This window comes from Chryseobacterium sp. DZ-32 (genome assembly GCF_059587025.1).
In genome coordinates, this window is the sequence record NZ_JCAIOM010000017.1 from 1 (window position 1) to 21,547 (window position 21,547).

The following is a 21,547-nucleotide window of genomic DNA, read 5'->3' on the forward strand; positions in this document are numbered from 1 at the left end:
CCAGATACCAATGCCGTATGTTCAGGGGTCCAGAATGCCTGTTCCTCAAATAAACCATGAAGCGTAGCCTCTCTGTCATAATATTTAATCGTATCATTCAGGGAAGAGATTACTTGGTGATGCATTTCATAATTCAATAAATGATAACCAGAAATTAATCGATTGGTTTTATTATTCAACAAATCATCCAGGATACAGATAAACAGATTTTTATAAAGCTCTATAAAGTTTGTAATCAATTCGGGATTAAGTTGAGAGCTATTATATATTATCTTAAAGCGAAGTATCTCATTTTTAACTTCCTGTTCCATAGAAATCATGTCAACTGTGTTCAGACTTAATTCATCATTAACTGTTACATCAGCAATTCCATGATAATCAATAAACAGATCCTTGAAACTAGTCTGAGAAAAATTAAACTCCAGAATATCAGGTCTTGGAGCGTACTTCATAAGATCTGATACAGGCAAGTAATCTGCTTTGGTATTCCATAAACTCTTGAGATAGTCAATATTTTGATTAATCAGATCCTTAAGTCTGCAATCAGAAGAAAAATAATATCCTTTAACAGTGGTATTAACATGTGAGCCTAAAATATAGTTTTGCTGTTTCTTAATACTTACCGGGTAATTAACAATCAGATGATTAACCTCTGATATTCGATGGAGTAAAATAGCAAGTACTAGCTGTCCATAGGCATAAGGAGTCAGTTTATAAGTTTCCGTTAACAGATTTGTTCTGGAAAGTATTTCTTTGGAAAATTCAAAGTTTATTTCATTGAATGAACTAGAATCACTTACAGACTTATTATACACTTCCAGAAACTTGAAACCCGGATTTTCAATGCTTGCTAAATGTCTTTTCCAAAAATCAGCAATTACGTCCTTTCCATTATTCAATATAGTTCTTACCTCCTTATTCATTTCATTAAGTAAATATGCCTGCTCGGATAGGCTTACCGGATTGTCATAACTACTATCATTATAATATTTACTCAATTCACTATGAAGAAAATTATCTGTCAACCGATCAATAAGGATGCTGGAAAACACATAGATTATTCTATATTTTCCATCATCCCGTTTAATAATATAAAATCTTGATAGTAGATCATTTTCAAGGTCGAATGGCTTTAGTACAAGCTTTAAAAACTCTTCATAATCAGTATAATTAGGGAGAGATACGAGCAGCGGAGTCGTATCAGACAGCTGCAACTTGCTTTTCCAAAACAATTCTCCATCCACACTAACTATATTACTATTAACCAATAAATTATGATTAACAAATCTTACCAGACTTTTATTGAGTCTTTCTATATCAATAACTCCTGAGAAGGTCTGATCTAAAATAATGTGAAGATCACTTTTCAAAGGATCTAACTTCCAATTGTCATAAAAAACTTCCTGATAGGGAGTCAGTTTCAATAAAAATTCTTGCTTCATCATAATAAGAATATTAATTACATATTACCTCTCCTGAATAACAGATACTTTAATTATCTTTTGATAGCTATGTCTTAATGATTATTAGCGTAATGAAAAGAAGAATCTTTATATTTTTTTAATAATAAGAAATGATACTAAAAAGAATTCTTTTTTCAATTGTAAAATTAACACACCCATATCATACTGATAACCAACAAAGTGTAGTTTTATCTTGCAATACATCAAGAAAAATATCTATAAAAATTAATTCTTGGAAGCTTTCGTATAATCCCAAGGAACAGTACGATTTAGTAAAAAAACTACATTCAACTAGTGATAATATGACTCTAGTTTAGAGTTATCTAAATGATAAGAATGTAATTTTGTATATAATCAATTTCAAAGAAGTTGATTAGAGCTGATCAAAAAAATATTGAAATGTAAGTTAATTATTACACTGATAGAAGCCTGGATAAAACTACCTCAGCATTCAGTTTGCTGTATATAGTCTAAAACATATGCTTGATGTATTTACAAAGTACAGACAGGGATTTTGGTAAAATCGGTTTAATTAACACAAATGATATGATCATAAAATTAATTAATGAACATATATATATTTAGAATGGGGTGTACCATTTAATATTTTTTTAAGTGTTTTTTAAGTTATTTTTTTACCACGGTGGCGGCAATGCAAATTACTATTGCCGCAATTTTTAACTCTTATTAGTTGACGTATTTATACATAAGTTTTATTTTAATTACAGATGGAGCTGCCTCATTTTCGAGACAGCCCATTTTATGTTTAAAGCTGTTTTACAATTTATCTGATATAGATAAATTGTAAAATTTTTGCAACAAATATGTCAAGATTTTTTTTAATATATTGCATAAAAATACCGAAAAATCTCATTCTTCGGTATTTTCTATATTTGAAAAATACTTATTTAAATATATAATTTAAAGTCAAGGCTATCACCTGTTCTGATTTTTTGCTATCATTACCTCCGATTTCATTTACAAGACCCGGATATGTATCTGAGAATCCTAAATCATACCTTAAAACCAATTCAACTTGCCTCTTGTAACTATATCCTACCCCTAATCCAAGCCCCCAGTTGAAGCTCTTAGCTTTACCATTTACACCTGAAGGCTGTTTTGGATCAGTAACATTAGGATCGTAGTAAGGTCTCCCAGCAGGAGTATTTTTCACATTTTGATTGACTAAAAAATTAAATCTAGGACCTATCAATCCAAAGAATTCAGATTCAGATTCTGAAAAGTACCCTTTAAAATAAAGAGGTACACTCAGATAGTTATTGGCATATACTGCATCATAACCATCTTTTCCTTTAGCATTTTTATCTTTCCCGGTTTCTCCTGCCCCATAATATAATACTTCCGGCTGTATAAAGAATTGATTAGTTTTTCCCATCGGTATCGTAGCCAAAACACCTCCTTGAAAAGTATACCTTGCACCGGAGGGATTGTGGGCATTTGCTACTCTTGAATAGTTTACACCTGCCGTAAGACCAAACCTTGTGTTTTTCAATTGTACTTGGGCAAAAGATAAACCGGAAAGAATTAAAGTTGAGAATAATAAATGTTTTTTCATGTGCTGTGGTTTTATATTGTTTTGATAATTTTCACTGTCACTTCAATATTAAGAGATAATAAACAACATAATTGACTATATCTTTAATCTTAAATATTAGCACTATTGTTCTGATATAAATATAAAAGAGATCCGGCAATTGTGTGGCCATGCCGGATCATTAAAAAACATAAATATCTACAGTATAAAACAATAATGTAGAAAATTCTTTAAAGAGACATGACAAATGTAAACAGATATCTTTACTTATTCCACTGAACACTAATCATATTATCACTAATTATGTGTAGTTTTATAACTATCACTAAGCAAGCTCAGTCCAATAGTCTTGCTATTATCCTGGCATACCTATAACTAGAGTTGAAATCACTAAAAGCTATCAATCAAGCCATGCAGCTGTAACTTTCAAATTAAGCCCTCTGGTCGATTTTATAACATAGGATTAAAATCGAGAAGTCTTCAATAATTCCCTATCACCTCACTTAAAATAAATATGATTAATTATAACGATGAAAAAATAATTATATAAATTTCCTTATATTTTTTGTTAGTTTTTGAAAAAAAAAGTATCTTTGAATCAATAATTATCAGTTTGTCAGGGAGTTGCCCTTTAAATGTCCCCCAAATTAATCAATTAATTGAGTATCAATATGGTTCATTTTCTGTATTGGGAAATAACTTCAATCTCCTTTATCATATTTTAAGAATTTTGAATTCAAGATAAAAAACAGCCTTTTTTAGGCTGTTTTTTTGTTTATTGGAGTCCCTGTTCGTGGTTTCTGAGCTTTGGAGCTTTATTAATGCCTCAAAGTCTGGAGACTTTGCGGAGCGGGGTGATAATACATATAGAATTCCTATTGAAACACTTTATAGAATTTTTAAATGAATAAATAACTACGAAAGTTGGTATTATTGTTTTTAAAAACAGTATGCAATAAAAACTCCTCATAAATTCAGTGAAAATACTGAGTTCTCATTTTAAAGTTATTTTTATATTTATCTATTTACGGATTTCCGTAAATAGATAAATATAGTATTTAATAAATTTGATAATAAATTATAAACAATATACCTTCGTAAGTATAAATGATTTATTTTCCAGGATGTAGATTACATAATAAGTTATAGGCAATTTCAAAGACATATACTATGGCAACAAGAGCTGCAGATGCAACCATTAAAGGTTATTACTATCAATTTGACACTTCTATCTTGAAACTTCTGGAATTGAGAACAGATACTGACACTATCACAATTGAAGGGATTGAAGACATTGATATTACTACAGCAACAGATGCTACCACAATTCAATGCAAGTACCTTTCAAAACCACGATTTATTAATTCAGCAGTAAGAGAACCAATAACTCTTATGTTAGATCACTTTGTGAATCCGTCTACTCCGGACAATTATAATTATGTTTTATATGCTCACTTTGAAAATGAAACTCCAGGTAGTGAACCAGTAATAGATATTGCAAAACTTAAAGCGATTTTAACATACACTGAAAGCAAAGTTGAGAAGCAGCATCATATTGACAACGGAATAACAGATGCAAAACTTAATTCTTTTATCGCTCAATTCAAATTTGTTTTTGGAAAGAAATTCGAAATACAACAACAAGAAGTAATTCAAAAGTTAATAACTAAATTTAATTGCTCCGAGTTTGAAGCTGACACTTTGTATTATAACAATGCACTGAGAATTGTAATTGATAAAGCTATTAAGAGAACGACAAGCCAAAGACTGATCAGTAAGGGAGATTTTATCAAAGGAATTGATTGTAGCAAGAAATTATTCAATGAATGGTTTATAAAACTTCGCTCAAAAAAAGAATATCTGAAATTAGCGGCGCAAGCACTTAAATCCACAAGAGCGCTTGCCCCAATCAGAACTAAAGCAATTGTAATTGGTAAAGAAATCCTTAAGGCAGACAATTCGGAACTACCAATTGAATCATTTATTGAAAATTTAGTTTTTAGATATTATAAATTAAATTCGGCTTTGCGAGATGCAAAACCTATTACGATAGTGCTTGATTGCGATTTAGCAGTATTGACCAATATAAAGAGAGTTTTAATAAGCAACGAACTTTCTTTCAATGATGGTTACGAAGGAATAAATTTTTCCAGTCATTTTTTCAATAAAGAACCCGTAATAAATACAACTGCGAACGCAGCGAAAATTTTAAAATCGTCATACTCTGTGAAGCTAATTTCCAGAGCCTGTTTGATTTCAAACGTTTCGACAATTCAACAGTGGAGTGTTTTACTCAACTTCTCTAAAGAAGATTTACCAAGCTCATTATTAAACGGGCAATATTTTGATTTTAAATACTGTGAAAACTTAGAAGATATTTATAAACTATTAGCACCATAATTATATGCCACCGAACTCTACAGAAATATTTAGAATCCTTACAGTTGCACCAAATCTTATTCAGATCGAAGTTATGGATGCTGACCAATTTAAACAAGATGCCAATGATTTTACAATTGGCAGCTATTTAAAAATTTCAGATGATTCAAATACTTCAATCATTGCTTTAGTACAGAGTTTTAAAATAAAGGAAACTTCTTCAGGTGGAACAGCAGATAGCACAAATCCATCTTTTATTTTGGATGCACAGCCAATTGGCTTTTTGGACGATGATGGCAAGTTTAAAAGAGGCGGTCAGCAAATCGCAATTCCCCCAAACAATGTTTCAATTGCAGATGATACCATACTAAAAGGAATTTATGAGTCAGTTGATGAGGATAAAAAATTTTCCTTTGCAAATTTAGCTCAAAAACCAAGTGTTGAAATTGCAGTTGATGGAGATAAATTTTTCAGCAAACATATTGCAGTAGTTGGTTCAACTGGTTCTGGAAAATCAGGAACAGTTGCAAGAATTTTACAAGAAGGAATAAATCCAACAGCCGACCAAACAGCACGAGGTGTTTTAAACAATACTCACATTTTGCTTTTTGATTTGCATGGTGAGTATAAAACAGCATTTCCAAAATCGAAGAAACTTGACGTAAACAGTTTGGTACTTCCATATTGGCTAATGAATTCGGAAGAATTGGAAGAGATGTTTATTGAAAGTAATGAAAACAATTCTCATAATCAGATTTCTCAATTCCGCTATGCAGTAATCCAAAATAAAATTAAACATAATCCATCAGTTTTAAACCCTTCCTACGACTCACCTTTATATTTTAGTCTGAAAGAAGTTCACACCTTTCTAACAAACTTAAACAATGAAGTAGTGGGGAAAATAGATGGTGAAAATGCTAGACCAAAACTTTCTGATGGAACATTGGTCGATGACAGATGTACGTACTATTTTGACAAAAAAAGAACCTTTGTTGTTCAATCATCAGCTGCAGCCACAAAAGCATCAAACGGACCTTTTAATGGTGAGTTTGATAGGTTTGTTATGCGGCTTGAATCAAAAATAAATGATAATAGGTTATCATTTTTGCTAAAGCCTAGGAAATCAGAAACAGAAGAATTTAATACTTCTGATTTTCCAAAAATTCTTAAACAATTTATTGGTTACGATGAAGCAGAAAATGATAACATAACTATCATTGATTTAAGTGGAATTCCATTTGAAGTTTTAAGTATTGTTGTTTCACTAATAAGTCGTTTGGTTTTTGATTTTTGCTTTCACTACAAAGCTGTGAAACCATTATCAACAGAAGTACCTTTTCTCTTGGTATTAGAAGAAGCACACAATTATATTCCGCAAAGTGAAGGGGCAAAATATCAATCAGTAAAGAAATCTATTGAAAGAATAGCAAAAGAAGGTAGAAAATACGGTTTGTCATTAATGATTGTAAGCCAAAGACCATCCGAGATTTCTGAAACCATTTTTTCTCAATGCAATAATTTTGTGGCAATGAGATTGACTAATCCAACAGACCAACAGTATGTAAAACGCTTAATGCCTGACAGTGTGAGTGCAATTACTGATGCACTTCCAGTTTTAGAAAGACAAGAAGCATTGATTATCGGTGATTGTATCCCAATTCCTACAATTGTAAGAATAAAAGATCTAAGTGATAAACCTGATTCAAATGATATTCATTTTAGAACTGAATGGAAAAAAGATTGGGTTGATATTACTTTTACAGAATTGATTAAAAAAATCAAGAAGGAAGAATAAAATGGTATCCCAGCTCTCCGAAGTCTCCTGACCTTGGAGCTTATTGGAAAAGAAAGAAATTTTATTATTGCCCCAAAGTCAGGAGACTTTGCTTAACGGGGAAATAGATTAACCTTTCTTAGATTTCTTTGTAAATGAAGGTAATCGAAATAATCCTATAAAAACAAAAGTCAACTATTTTACAAGTCGCTTTTGATACCAGAGGGACAAATAACACCTGCATTTTAAATATGTGGGATCGCTCAAGAAAGCAACGATTAAAGATTTTTTATACGTTAAAAACGATTACACTTTTGATTTTTGGACGCCAATTAAAGATGAATTAAAAAACATTATGGAATGTCGGAAACTGCTTTGAGATTTCCTTTGCAGTATTTTAAATTGACAAGGTTCGAGTTTAAAAGTTAATATTAAATATCTAAAGAAATAAACTAATTACCAATGATACAAAAAATAATATTGAATACTGCAAATTTCCCTTTTCTGTTTAAAGATGAAGAAGCTGAAATAGAATTAAATTTAGGCTCTATTAAAGGTTCTTTTTGGGGAGAAAATATTAGTATGGTTTCCGCTATTGTAGGTAAGAATGGAACCGGTAAAACAAGCATACTAAGATCTATAAAAGATTCATATATAGATGCAATAAATGATTTAGGAGAAGAAGTTTCTAATTCAACTTTCTTAAAGATTTTTTATTCATCTAACTTAAATTATGAAAATGACCAGTTTGAAGATAACACAGTCATTAATCTCTCTCAATATTTAAGATTAAAAAGAGAATTACGAGGAGATGAAGTTGGAGTTACAGAAATGCTTGAAATTCATAATTCAGAATTTTATTTAGATTTAATTCAACTTAAAAAAAATGAGGAGTTAAACTCTCTTTTACTAGATTTGGAACTACCTCATATCGAAAAATATGAAATTTCACTACTTAAATTGAAAGAGGATGATTGGAATATTTCTATGAATTTGAGGCCTTATTTCGATAATTTAGATCAGAAAAAGGACCAAGAACGTTTAGAAAGAGAGCAGCAAAAAATCAATGAACTGAGACTAACTGATGATGAAAAAATAAGGTATAATAAAGATTATAATGAAACCTCATATAAGATTCGTTTAGAATTAGAAGTAATTAACGCAGTAATCTTAAAGGTTAAAAGAATTTTAGAAAGAACTGGCAATAGATATTTGCAAGAAGGCTTTATTGACGAACAAATTTCTGATCTAGAAAACATAACTTCTTACAAAGAATCATTTTATTGGATTATTGAAAAAGCATATTTTAAATTAACCAATAATTCTCAGCCTATATTTTTACCATTTAAAGAAATAAAAGAATTCACCGATGCATTACTTTCAATAGTAGAAGAACAGCAAAATTTTTCAAATTGGACGAAATTTTCTGTAAATTCAGATGTTGCATATAATTTTATTATAAAGTATCAAAGCTTTATTAGAGCGTTTAAGTCTAATTTTACTTATGATGATTATCCCATTTTAAGATTAAATACAGATATACTGCTAAGTAATGGAGAGCGTTCTATGTATGAGCTTTTTTCACAAATGTACAAGTTGGAAATTGCAATATCAAATGGAGAATTTAATTTTAAGAATGAGCTTGAAACATACCTTATTTTATTAGATGAAGCTGACCTTTCTTTCCATCCAACATGGAAAAAACGCTACATTTCTTTATTGATTAAAATTTTGCCAGCAATTTTTAAAGGAAAAAAGATACAAATAATTTTTACTACCCATGATCCCTTGGCATTATCTGACGTGCCAAAGCAAAATGTCATTTTCTTAGATAAAAATGAAGGCCAAACTATCATAAGTGAACAGAATATAGAAACATTTGGCGCAAACATTCATGAACTTTTAGCAGATAGCTTTTTTATCTCAGATGGTTTAATGGGAGATTTTGCAAAAGAGAAAATTCAGGATTTAGTTTCATTTTTAACATTTGATGCGGAGTTACCAATTAGATTAGATAATCAAAAACCAATTGAGCCATGGGATAAAAATTCGGCCCTTCAACTAATTGAAATTGTAGGTGAACCTGTTATTCAACAGAGACTACAATCACTATTTGATATCAAATTTAATATTTCAGAAAAGGAGGCTTTGGAATCTAAAATCAATGAATTACAACAAAAACTAAATGAACTAAATGAGAAGAATTCTGATAGATAGTGAATTAGAGAATAAAGCTGAAAACTACAGTAAAAACTTATTTACGGGTAGAAATGCAAATTTTAAAACTCCCCTTGATGAACTCAAGAAACTGAGGGATAGTTTGCAACCAATGAAACATAGAGTACAAAAACAATATGTTCAAAAGATTATTGATCAATATCAAGAAATTTTAAAAGCTTCTCCTGAAGAAATGAGGTTGCTAATAACTTCTTTTCAAACAATTGCTAAAAGTGACATACTAGAAAGCAAGCTGAAAACAAAGGATAAATTAAAATTTCATGAATTAATAGTAAAAGCAATGAGGTATGATGAGCTAAGAAGTTCAGAATTTCGTCAATTTGTTACTTCTTCGGGTATCAAAACTTGTGTTTATTGTAATTCACAATTAGCAATAATATCTGAGATCTCATTTTATGATAAAAAAGAGAAGAGAAGAAAACCAAAAATATCAGCGAAATTTGAATTAGATCACTATCATTCTAAATCACAGTATCCTTTTCTATGTACATCTTTCTACAATCTGTATCCAGTTTGTGGAAATTGTAATAGAGCAAAGTCAAAATTAGATATAAAATTTGAACTCTATACTGATGATCCAGCTAAGCTAGACGTTTTTAATTTTTGGATTGATGATAAAACGATTATAGATTATTGGTTAGACAAAACACCTGATTTATCTAAGTTGAAAATTCACTTTCAATCTATAGAGGCTGATAATGACCTTTTAGAAGAATATAATAAAATTTTCGGAATACAGGGAATCTATGATACTCAAAATGACGTAGCTGAAGAACTTTTACATAAGGCTAAAGTTTACACAAATGCTTATAATAAAAGTTTACTCAAAAATTTTCATGATTTATTTCCTGATAGGAATATTCTTAAAAAGTTGATAATAGGTAACTATGTTAATTCTTCTGAGACATTTAAAAGACCTATGGCAAAATATACCCAAGATCTTGCAAAGCAATTAGGATTGATTTAAAAAACTATAAATCTTACTTAGTCAAAATAGTTTTTGCTATACAACTCTTGTACACCTTAACACATATAAAATACTATGAATAAATCATTTTTTACTTCTTGTATCGGCAAGTAGATCCAATATCCACGTTCATCTTTCAAAAATTCAAATCCAAAAAAATACAAACAGCCCTTTCCAAGGCTGTTTTTTCATTATAAAGCCTCTTCAACAAAAAAATAGCGAAAAAGGGTAATGTTTTGATATTGGTCTGCGGGGGTACCTTTATCAAAAATAAGTATCATGGACGCAATTATTAAAAAACTATCCATTTTAAGTGTACTGATTTCACTGATGAGTTTCTGTTCCTTCCTGTTTGCGCAGGTTTATCCAATCGGACAGATGTTTTTGACTACTTATGGTCAGTCTTTTACCATGTATAATACAGGAGTGATTGTTCAGGATGGCAATCCGGGAAATGCCGGCCAGGCCGTATATGATCAAACCGGAATTAATTATCTGCGCTTACCGTCTGCCGTTCCTTATCAAAAGGCTTTTTTTCTGGATTTTAATAAAAATATTATAGAGCTGGATTACAGATATGGATACCGTGTCGTGGGTTATTCCAATATTCCTGTTCCTCCTCCACCGGTTATGTATCTGCCAAAGCCTACGTACGATCATCAGATAGGAATTGAAACCGCTGACGGATTAAGACCTTTGCCTACGCAGATTATTGACGAGCAAAAACCTTATGGAGATGTGATGATGACCAGTGAGCAGAATGCCGTGGACTGTTATAAGAATTCTTTGAATTTTGACGGATCATTAAACCAGTTGAAATTCGGGGACTGTATGGTAACGAATATGGCAGGACAGAAAGAACTTGAAATTTATAAATGTGCCAAAAATTCAGCAACCATGGAGGAACAAAGCCTTTGTATGCTCAGTATTTTAGGCGGTTCAAAAGAAAAACAGATTACCCGGGATATGATGAAGTGCTATAAAGAATATGGCGGCAATTATGAAATGTATCCTCTTTGTTTTGCTGATAAAGTCAATGATCCTGAACTCAAGCAATTAGTTTCCTGCTTTAAAGACCAGGCCAACAGTGGAGAAATATCTTTTATGGGAACTGCCGTGTGTTATGGAGCAGGTAAGCTTAATCTGAATACAGAAGCTCAAATAGCCGTGGAATGTGCGGTAAGCACCGGAGGCCAGCCGTATGCATTTGCAGGATGTGCGGGAGGCCAACTCACCTACCGAGAATTAAATAAGTGTTTAACAAACGGAGTTGGTGGTGACAACGGCTGTTTTGGAAAAAATAATACGATTGTTAAAGGATTAAACCAGATTGGAGACGCTTTAAAAGGTCAGTTTGGTCCTAACAACGATATCGTCAAAACATGGAATACGACTGTTCATGATTTACAATACGGCCCCGGAAAAAATCATGAAGCGGTAAAGGTGGTCAGAAACATTAGTAACGAGCTTGGGAAAGCAGGAACTAATGTAGCCAAAGAAATAAAAAAGGTAGTGCCCAAAATAAAAATAAAATGGTGAAGCTGATCTTCTGAAAATAAATAACTGATATGTAACTCAGTCTATCAATTATGAAAATCCAATATCCTGATGATGTTGGATTTTTCATGACCTCATTGATTTCGATGCAAATTGAATTAACAAATCAGGAGAAGCCTGTATTCACCATCATTTTCCACAGGTGCCCTGTGAACACATGGCAAAGCGGATTGCTCAGGATGATCTACTGCAATACGCCAAAGATGGCCAATTCCTAAATTGACAGGCTCTGCATCGGGCTTAGGCTGATAATGAAGATCAAAGAAATACTCTTTCAGGAAGTCTTCAAATTCGTCTTCAGTGCCATCATGTAATTTTTTGAGCTGTTCCCGGACTTTAGGAATTACAATTTTCTGTTCCACCTGATCATTAGCGATGATATCACTCGCTGTTCCGTGATAAGTGCATAGAAAAGTATCTGTTGCAACAGGCGAACGGTCAACATGATACGAGTATACATCCGTTGAAATAAAACCAAGCTCTTCGTCCCGTTCATAATTTTTAAGCAAATTAAGGACCGGAGATGCTCCGAAATCTGTCAACAATTTCAAATCATGTAAGATAATTCCTCTCGCCACATTCCCCTCTTCCGTCAGCTGCAGTGCTAAGAGATCGTCTGAAGAAACTACTGTGATATTCTCTTTCAAACGAAGCTTAGAAACAATTTCTTTAAAATCACCGGCCAGGTTTCTCTGCCAGCAAACCGCATTCCGGACTCCCTGAAAAGAGGTATTTACAAGTTCGGAAAAGGAAGAAACCACCTCAATTTGAGGATTGTCAGAAAATGTATCGCTCATATTTTTAAATAAACCTTTTTTAACGGTTAATTCTCTGCAAAAATACGGAATAGGTTGTTTATAAACCTTCACTACAAAAATCCTGATATCTTTTTATAATGGAATTTTATTTTACCAATCTTCTCTTGAATTCATATCATATTTATTCCTAAATTCGAACAGACTATCCGTCAATGAATTAACCCCTACAACAGCTATGCAAATTTTACCATCCGCCAGCTTAGCATCTTATATAAAGAGTTATACTATTGTTACCATTGATAAGGACCTCCGGGATGAAGTATTTTACCCCAGCGGATATGTAGATCTGATTATCAATATCTCCGGTGGTTTTGCTGCTACCACAATCAACGGTAAACAAAAAGATACTCCGGATATAGAATTGCTGGGACATCTCACTGTTCCGACCCGTCTCAGCGCAGCAAAAGAAACTTCAGTCCTTATAGCAAGGATCTACCCACATGCCGGCAGCTTATTTTTTTCTGATCCTTTGTCTGAATTTACCAACTATGCCACCGATATGTACGACGTAACAAAGAATGAGAGCAGAGAAATATACGACCGTATCATGCAGGCTGGGGATCTTTATTCAAAAATCAGGGTTTTAGAAATGTATTTTCTTCAACAGCTGAAAAAAAATGAATCCCAGATAAAGAAAGCCGCAACAATCCAGGCACTTAGCCAGCAGTTTTTTATGAATGAACACTCATTAGATTTACCTGCCATGGCACAAATTTCAGGGCTGTCAGAAAGGTATATCCAAAAGCTTTTTCTTGCCCATATCGGGATACCCCCTTCATCTTTTGCTGCGGTTACCAGATTTAACAAAAGCCTGCCCATGGTTCTCAACACCCGGAAACCCCTTACAGCGATAGCTTATGAATGCGGGTATTATGATCAGGCACATTTTATTAAAGAGTTTAAAAAATTTACAGGCATTACCCCTTCCGCATCCAGACATTCACTGATCAAAAATGATACGGATCTTCAGCAGGCTGTTAATATTGGTTTTTAGCTTTATTTTGCTGGATGATTACTGCTGAACATATCACGATGCATCTTCCATCCGTCTTTTGTATTTTTCCAGATAACGATCACTTTTCCGTCATCCAGTTTTTTACCTTCTAAATCTGTCATTTCATAATAACTTTCTTCGGTAACCGAGGTTCTGCCATCTCCGTACAGGTTTTGAATCATGAACTTAACATGTACTTTCGGGCCGTTTTTAAAGAAAGAAAGTATTTGTTCCTTTCCGCATAATGGCGCAGCATTGGGTGGAAAAAGACATGCATCATCAGTATATCGGGTCAGGATAGAACCGTCATTTTTATTAGCCAGATCAGCATAGATTCCGTTACTGGCTTCTATGGTTTTTCTTACTGTTTTCATAAGATCAGTGTTTTGAGCATTACACCAGAATGCAAATAGTAATAATCCGCTTAGAGTAAGTAATTTTTTCATTTTAAAAATTTTATACAAAACAATGCATTTCCGAAATCCCAAAATTGTAAAATTGCGAACAGACCGATCTTTTTCAACAAAAAACGGTGTTTTCCAATGGAAACACCGTTTATATATAAGGTTATTGATTTTCAGTTTTGTTTTTTTACTTCTTCAGTATCTTTTCTGTTACTGTTGAAGATTTTGTTTTAAGTTTAATATAATATACTCCTGTCTGAAGAGAAGATAATACGATCTGTTCCTGCATCATAGTCAAAGTTCCCTGTTTTAACAGTTGTCCCGTAGTTCCAAAGATTTCATAAGAAACCAAAGGCTCTTTGCTCCTGACGGTAAGCACATCCTGAACCGGATTCGGGAATAATTGAATTCCTGCCTGTACGGCTGTTTCCTCTACCGACATCTGGCTGCATGCTGACTTGGAATATTTTGTAATGAAAGACTGGGATTTTCCTCCCGTCACATTTACTGTCATGGTATTGACATTATCATTGGAATCTGTAAAGAGCTGGTCATGAAAAAGACCGCCTAGTACATAATTTCCATCTTTATCTACAGCAATGGCTGTAAATTCATCCTGAACCTGAAAATTACTATGAATTTCTCCGGTTCCAATTACTGCACCCGTATCTTTATTGAAACGTACCAGCAAAGGATCTGATAAATCTGAATTAGGACGTGTCATTGAAAAGCTTCCCCAAATCTCATTCCAGCTTCCTTTGGCGAAGGCCAGTTCATTTCCGTTCAGTGCCAGTTTTCCTTTCATGAAACGGTACGCAGAAAAGCTTGTAAGCCCATCCGGAACTTTTGCCCATTGTACAGCTCCATCAGCATTCAGCTTCATCACAAAAGGAGTCTGTCCCTGATAATTTTGTACAGGAAAAGAATAGTTTCCGAAAGTGGTAGGAACTGTTCCTGAAAAATAACGTCCGGAAATATAAATATCCGAAGAACCTGAACCTTTGATTACGGAATGAATTTCATCATCCATAAATGCCGGTAAGCTATTGTCAAATTCTTTTCTCCATAATTCAGCTCCGGTACTTCCGTTAAAAGCAAGTATATAGGCATTTTTTGTTAAAGGAATATTATTGTACGAAAGACTTTCCATAGTACTGCTGTAGTTTCCTACCATTCTTTTTCCTGCCAGATAATATCTGTTTAAGCTTTCATCGTACAGCAGATTTACTTTACCATCAGTTCCTCCTGCAGTTAATCCTCCGCTTATAGGAAGCAATAGTGGCGTTGCAGGTGTCATACTCCCATTGTCATAGTTGAATTTAACAAGATAGTACTGAAAGGAGGTAGTATAGGTTGAAGGTACGGTAATTAAACCATTTAAATGATTTCCTGCTCTGAAACCCATAACAGCATGAATATTTTTGGATGAATCCATATACATCATCTGAACATCACAGCGTCTGCTGAGATAACTGACATCTCCCTGCAAAGCTTTACTCCAATCCAATGTTCCGTCAGAAGTTTTATATTTAAGCAGATATGCCGCTTTATGCGCCGGTTCTACTGTCTGATCATAATAGGTATACAAAGGCATGGTGTGAGTAGCATCAAAATGCATAGGAAGAGCGGTAGGATCGCCGCTGTAAGAATTATTATAAAGAGTAGCCATTACATATAAACCACCATTATTATCCACTTCAATATGCCAGGCATTTTCACCATCTTCTGATCCGCCAATAACGGTAGACCACAGTGCATTCCCCTGACAATCCGTAGCAAACAAAATAAGATCACGTAGTCCATAATTAGGTACAGCTACCCCATTCAGATTCTGGCCTCCATTCCATACACTTGCGAGATAATAGGTGTTGTTATTGTTATCTACAACAATATCCCGTATAGATTCATCAAATTGGTAATTAAACCCCGGATCGGCAGAACCGGATTGGCCGCCGGCCTGTTTTGCCCATTGCCACTGGTAAGTCTGGCTGAAAGATAATACCGGCAACATCAATAGTAATCCCCAAAGCTTGTTTTTTAGTTGTATCATATAAATTCATTTAATTATCACATACTATAAAAAACAGTGCTCTCCGAAGAGAACACTGATTTATAAGTCACTAATTTTTAATTAGTTTCCCTTGTAATGATGTATCTCCCGTCTGTACAATAACGATATAAACGCCTTGCAGCCAGCTGGAAACTTCCACGTCTACCTCTCCGGAAGCCGCTTTCACTTCTTTACGGAATTTGACATTGCCCATGGCATCAAAAACTGTAATCTGTTTTGCCAATAACTTTTCGTTACCTGTATTGTATGAGATTTTCACTTTTTCCTTCGCAGGATTTGGTATCATTTTCAGAGAAGAAACAGCAGCAGCGGTAACACTTCTTGATGCACTTCTCATGCCTATCCATTCCGGATCTACCGCTTTGGTACTAAACTTACATGTCTCATTATAGAATAAAACCTCGTCTGTACCCTGGAAATTCGGATTTGGATAGAAAGCTAATGGATTAGCATTCAAATCATATACCCCTCCTGCAGGAATGGTAATAATAGACGGAATATAAGTTCCGTATCCGTTAACACTTGAAACGTTAAGACTTATTGGCTGTCCTCCGGCATTGTGAATAATACCAGAAACAGAGTAATGGTCTCCTACCCACTTCATTGGTTTAATATCTCCTTCAATCTTACAATCTGTTTCGTATCCACAATCTTTACCTGGATAGTAATTCATGGTTCCTGATGTATACTGACATCCTAAGTGATTTACCTGTAATTGGTATGTACCAGGAGAGCCGATATATAACGGGAAGATAAAGTTATTGTTCCCGGTTTGAATACTGTTTCCGAACAACATCCAGTCATGATGATCAAATACCCCTTTTGGTCCTATAATGTAATTCTTCTCTCTGAGACATTCATCATAGCATCCTGTAGGGAATACCCACATCAGGCTTTCAAGGCTTAATGGTACTTCTACAGAGCTGGATACTTTACAACCGCTTGGCGCAGTATAAGTAACCTGGAATACACCACCTTCATTGACTGTAATTGTCTGACCAGACATTCCATTACTCCAGTTATAATTTCCTGTAGATGGTCCTGATGCGGTTAACTGGATTTTATAAGGCTGGCAGCTTACCAAACTATACGTTGCCGTAATAGATGATGGCGGATTACTTACCGTAAGGGTAAAGTTTTTAGAGCTTACACATCCTGATGTACCCGGAGTTCTTACCTCAAGAGTATAAACATAAGTACCTGCAGCTAATGATCCTGTATTAAGAGTGATCGGATAAGGAGCAGAAGTCCATGGTATAACTACTGAACCTGCTTTCTTCCATTGGTATTCTAATGTATTATCTGTTACAAGACCAGTCAGTATGGTAGAAGATCCTGCACAGATAGTAGCTTTACCGGAAATATTTACATATGGAGCATTTTTAACCGTTACTGTTGCAGGTTTAGTACTCATGATGCTTGTTTTACAACCATCAGGTGATACCAATACCGGCCAGTAAGTTCCCGACTGAGTAGGTGTGAATGTCATTGAATTTGGAGCTCCAGGCACCGGCTGTGAACCATTCATCCAGATATACTGGCTGGCAGTTCCTACCGAACCATTAAATACAAGTGTAGGAACAGATCCTGCACAGGCAACTACGTTAACAGGTGAAATATTACCATCAATGGAAGCTTCATTCACGCTAATGTTTGCAATTGGTGAAATATATACACATCCGTTAGGAGTAGTTACTTTTAGCTGTATTGTCTTGGCACCACTTGTATTATAGGTAACCGTAGCAGTTGCTCCCGAAGCTACATACGCTGTACCATCAAAAAGCCATGTGTAGGTATTAGCCGAGTTGTATCCCGGTGCAGTGAATGTAATAGGTTCACGTACACATAGCCATGCCGGAACCAGGAAGCTGGTACTAGGAACCGGAGCTAATGTGATCGTCTGTGTAGTGGTACACGCTGGTTTCCCTGGCGCAGACATTGTCATGGTGAAGGTATAAGTACCTGGCGCAAGGTTGTTATAAGTAGCCGTCTGTCCTGTTTGAGTTGGCTGACCCGGGCTGGTGAAAGTATACGTAATAGATGACTGGTTAATCTCAAATATAGTAGAACTGTTAAACAGAGTCACGTTATATCCGCCTCCGCTGCATACCGTGCTTACACTGAATTTAGGTTCATAGTTCTTTCTTACTTCTACTGCTTTGCTGTACCAGCATGAACCATATCTTAAACGTACAAAAACAATATGTGCTCCTGCAAGTGTAGTCTGATACGTTGCTGTAGGCTGTCCCTGAGGAGAAGTTAAAGTAAGTACGTTGTCTGATGACCATTCTATCTGATCAGGAGTTCCGTTATACGTTAACCCTGATGTTGAAATTGTATTACAACCTGACCAAGTAGCTGTAAAGTTGATCTGAGGATCTGTATTACAAGTTCCGCTGCTTGGGCAAAGCTGGCTCACATTAATATTCTGTGAAGAAACCACACAACCATTAATATCTACAGCCTGTACTCTATAAGTTCCAAAAGCACCTGCACCGCCTATGGTGTATGAGTTGGTTGTAGCACCTGATATAGGTGAATTGTTTTGGAACCACTGCCAGGAAGTAATATTGGTAAGTCCTGTAGAACTATTTGCCGTAAGCGTATACGGTGTCATTGTTGTAGGATCACATACCAGGATATTATATACCGGAGAAACTGTAATAATAGTTTCAGGATAGATTGTAAAGTTTGCGCTTGCAGTAGGCTTATAGTTACATCCGTTAGTTCCTGTATAAGTTACTGTAACCGTTTGAGAAACGTTACTTCCTGATCCGTTTTGAATATATCCGTTATTAGGGAAGCTGTAATTTCCTGATGGATTATAAGTGGTATTATAGGTATTTCCGTTTGCAAAAGTGAAAGTTACACCCGTTGCTGAAGTGATTGATCCCTGATTAACAGAGAATGTAAGGTTGGAACCTAAACAGATTCCTCCAACATTTGTGAAGCTTACCACAGGAAGCGGTAATAAAGATACCGGAACACTGATGATTTTTGTAACTCCACATTTTACAACTCTCAGGTTCAGCATAGTGCTGCTTGTTGTAGAGATTTCGTTGAAGTTGACAGTAATGTTACTGGTACCCTGTCCCCCTACAACACTTCCGAAGTTAGGACTTCCGAATGTCCATTCCATAAAATCAGGAACAATACCGTTCAGATTTGCAGTAAATGTCTGTGTGCTGCTCGGACAGAAAGGTCCGCCCGGATTAGGATTAACCGTAATGGTATTAAGGTCTAACGGCGCTACACTGAACGAAATCGGAGCAGAAAGACATCCTGCATTACTCATCGATTTATTCTGTGCAGATACTGAATAGGATGAAGCACCCGTATTAAAGATAACCGTTACAGAAGATCCTGCATTACTACCCTGGATTGTTCCGTTAGTAACACTCCAAACCGGAACCATTCCCGGATCCACTGAACTGATGGTATACACATAAGGTTTTCCAGGACATACTTTTGTCTCACCTGAAATAGTTCCTGTAGGGGGCTGCGGAATTGGTAATACCTTAATAATTCTTGGGTTACTTTCACAATCTCCTCCTTGCTTCACAGCAACGATAGTATAGGTTCCCGCGGTGTTAAAAGTATAGCTGAATGGCCCGGTTACTACTCCCGAAGTCACAGTAGAGCCTCCGGTAGTTACTTTCCAGATAACAGGTACATTAGGGGTAGCTGTAAATGTCTGGCTTGTTCCCGCACAGATCTCATCCGTACCGCCGCTTATCGTTACAGGCTGTTCAACAGTGATATCAATAGAGGCATTTCCTTCACAAGCTAATAAAGTATTGTAGTAGGTGGCCTCAAGGTGATATGTTCCGGGCTGAGTAGCCGAGAAAACAATTTCATTTCTCTGCTGGGTATTAACCAGCAGCCCTGTTCCAGGCCCGGATACATTCCAGTTAACTTTTGTAGTAGGCCATTGAGGAATAGAATAGGTATATTGCTTCCCTGCGCATACTTTATCCTGTCCTTTAACTTTTGCATTCTTTAAAATCACCGGGATTTTAACTGTAGTCCATTCAGGGCAGGCACATTCAGACATATACATGACATATCCGAAACCGTCCAGAGGATCTACCTGATCCCAAACTACTTCAATTTCGTTACCGTTATTGTTTATAATGTTTCCACCAATAACCTTCCATTGTCCTTTGTTACACCCATCCTGAGCATTGTATTTCTCAGTACTTCCTTCACATACTACAGAAGCACAATTGATCTGTACAGGATAAGATTTTACTACCTTGATTTCCTTTCTGTACCTGCTCTGGCATCCGCACTTATTGGTTACAGTAAGCTGAATGGTGTAAGTACCAGGATTAGTGTAGATATGAGACGGTTCAAAAGCTGTGGAAGTGGAAGTAGTTCCATCTCCGAACTGCCAGAAATAATTGACAATATCTGACCCTCCGTTTTGTTCGGAAAGGTTATCAAAATACACCGTTGTATTATTACATACCGTGTAATCCAGATTAAGCAATTCAAACTTAGCAATAGGTCTGTTGATTTTTTCAATACAGATGGTCTGTGTTTCCACAGTTCCGTCATTGTATGTGATAACAGCCTGTAAAGATCCATTACCGGCGGCACCCCACGTAACATACGCCAAGGTATTTCCGGTTCCGGAAATTGTGGCAGTTCCTCCTGAAACTGACCATTGTACATTAGAAACGTTGGATCCCTGAACCAGATATTTGACAGGGTCTATTGATTTCTCGCAGACGCGGAGGCACTGCGCAGAATTGATGTAGGAACTGGCGATACCGTTGTCAGGAACCTGACCTTCTTTTTCGCCGCGGAATTCCTGGCATCCAACCTCTTCGGTCCATGTAATTTGAGCTTGTGCTTGCAGTACCCAAGGTACCAGAAGCCAACATAGCAGGAGCCATCTGAAGACGTGCTGCCTGCCAAAGTAGGTGTTGTTTTTCATAGTTATTAAAAAAGTGTTATTAATTTTTTGTCAAATTAATAAAAATAACAATACAAAAATCATTTAATCGTGAAAAAATAACATTATTTCACAACTGAATTTCAACAATATAAACAAATTCGTGATTATATGCTATTTCACCAACATATTAGTTATGTAAAAAATCCTTATGCTACGGTCAATGTAGGCACTCCAACCTCATTTTAACAGAATAAAATCATTCATTTTAGCTTATTAAAAACCAAAACAAACAACAAAAAAGTAAATAAAATTAATTTTTTACTTTAAAATAATAATTCAAATTAAAATTAATCACATATACAAAACAGGTAAAACAACAAAATTTTATCCATTTCTTTTTTTTTAAAAATTTCTCACGTAATCC

12 protein-coding genes are annotated in these 21,547 nt (G+C 35.0%); 6 read left to right on the plus strand and 6 right to left on the minus strand.

The window, feature by feature from the left end; all coding sequences use genetic code 11:
- Together AC59HC_RS17580 and AC59HC_RS17585 are read right to left on the minus strand one after the other, a co-directional pair.
- Positions 1-1,445 (minus strand): condensation domain-containing protein (locus AC59HC_RS17580; RefSeq protein ID WP_496559068.1); only part of this gene is annotated, 1,445 nt, incomplete at its 3' end.
- A gap of 922 nt (positions 1,446-2,367) precedes the next feature.
- Positions 2,368-3,039, minus strand: coding sequence for a porin family protein (locus AC59HC_RS17585; protein WP_142718751.1), 672 nt, complete (start codon positions 3,037-3,039; stop codon positions 2,368-2,370).
- 1,149 nt (positions 3,040-4,188) lie between these two features.
- Here AC59HC_RS17585 and AC59HC_RS17590 point away from each other — a divergent pair.
- The 5 genes from AC59HC_RS17590 (at position 4,189) to AC59HC_RS17610 (ending at position 11,915) form a co-directional block, all read left to right on the plus strand.
- Positions 4,189-5,418 carry a DUF4297 family anti-phage-associated protein gene (locus tag AC59HC_RS17590; protein WP_496559069.1) on the plus strand — a complete coding sequence of 410 codons (1,230 nt, stop codon included), beginning with the start codon at positions 4,189-4,191 and terminating at the stop codon, positions 5,416-5,418.
- 4 nt (positions 5,419-5,422) lie between these two features.
- Positions 5,423-7,192 (plus strand): ATP-binding protein, encoded by a 1,770-nt coding sequence (locus AC59HC_RS17595; protein ID WP_496559070.1) that lies wholly within the window; start codon positions 5,423-5,425, stop codon positions 7,190-7,192.
- Between the two features lie 441 nt (positions 7,193-7,633).
- Positions 7,634-9,388 (plus strand): hypothetical protein, encoded by a 1,755-nt coding sequence (locus tag AC59HC_RS17600; RefSeq protein WP_496559071.1) that lies wholly within the window; start codon positions 7,634-7,636, stop codon positions 9,386-9,388.
- On the plus strand, positions 9,366-10,376 hold the full coding sequence (locus tag AC59HC_RS17605) for a hypothetical protein (RefSeq protein WP_496559072.1): 1,011 nt from the start codon (positions 9,366-9,368) through the stop codon (positions 10,374-10,376). The genes AC59HC_RS17600 and AC59HC_RS17605 overlap by 23 nt, the downstream gene beginning before the upstream one ends.
- A gap of 279 nt (positions 10,377-10,655) precedes the next feature.
- Positions 10,656-11,915: a hypothetical protein gene (locus AC59HC_RS17610; RefSeq protein WP_496559073.1), complete on the plus strand. Its 1,260-nt coding sequence runs from the start codon at positions 10,656-10,658 to the stop codon at positions 11,913-11,915.
- Between the two features lie 116 nt (positions 11,916-12,031).
- On the opposite strand, the gene AC59HC_RS17615 is transcribed toward AC59HC_RS17610, so the two are convergent.
- Entirely contained in the window at positions 12,032-12,730 is a 699-nt protein-coding gene (locus tag AC59HC_RS17615) for a DUF1826 domain-containing protein (RefSeq protein WP_496559074.1), read from the minus strand.
- A 196-nt stretch (positions 12,731-12,926) separates the two neighbouring features.
- On the opposite strand from AC59HC_RS17615, the gene AC59HC_RS17620 reads away from it, so the two are divergent.
- A complete protein-coding gene (locus tag AC59HC_RS17620; protein ID WP_496559075.1) occupies positions 12,927-13,745 on the plus strand; it encodes a helix-turn-helix domain-containing protein in 819 nt (272 codons plus the stop codon).
- A gap of 2 nt (positions 13,746-13,747) precedes the next feature.
- Here AC59HC_RS17620 and AC59HC_RS17625 read toward each other — a convergent pair whose 3' ends face one another.
- The 3 genes from AC59HC_RS17625 to AC59HC_RS17635 all read right to left on the minus strand — a co-directional run bounded on the left by AC59HC_RS17625 (position 13,748) and on the right by AC59HC_RS17635 (position 21,162).
- Positions 13,748-14,191 carry a YybH family protein gene (locus AC59HC_RS17625; RefSeq protein WP_227941864.1) on the minus strand — a complete coding sequence of 148 codons (444 nt, stop codon included), beginning with the start codon at positions 14,189-14,191 and terminating at the stop codon, positions 13,748-13,750.
- Between the two features lie 145 nt (positions 14,192-14,336).
- Positions 14,337-16,199: a T9SS type A sorting domain-containing protein gene (locus tag AC59HC_RS17630; protein ID WP_496559076.1), complete on the minus strand. Its 1,863-nt coding sequence runs from the start codon at positions 16,197-16,199 to the stop codon at positions 14,337-14,339.
- 70 nt (positions 16,200-16,269) lie between these two features.
- Positions 16,270-21,162: a PKD domain-containing protein gene (locus AC59HC_RS17635; protein ID WP_496559077.1), complete on the minus strand. Its 4,893-nt coding sequence runs from the start codon at positions 21,160-21,162 to the stop codon at positions 16,270-16,272.
- Positions 21,163-21,547 lie beyond the last annotated feature (385 nt).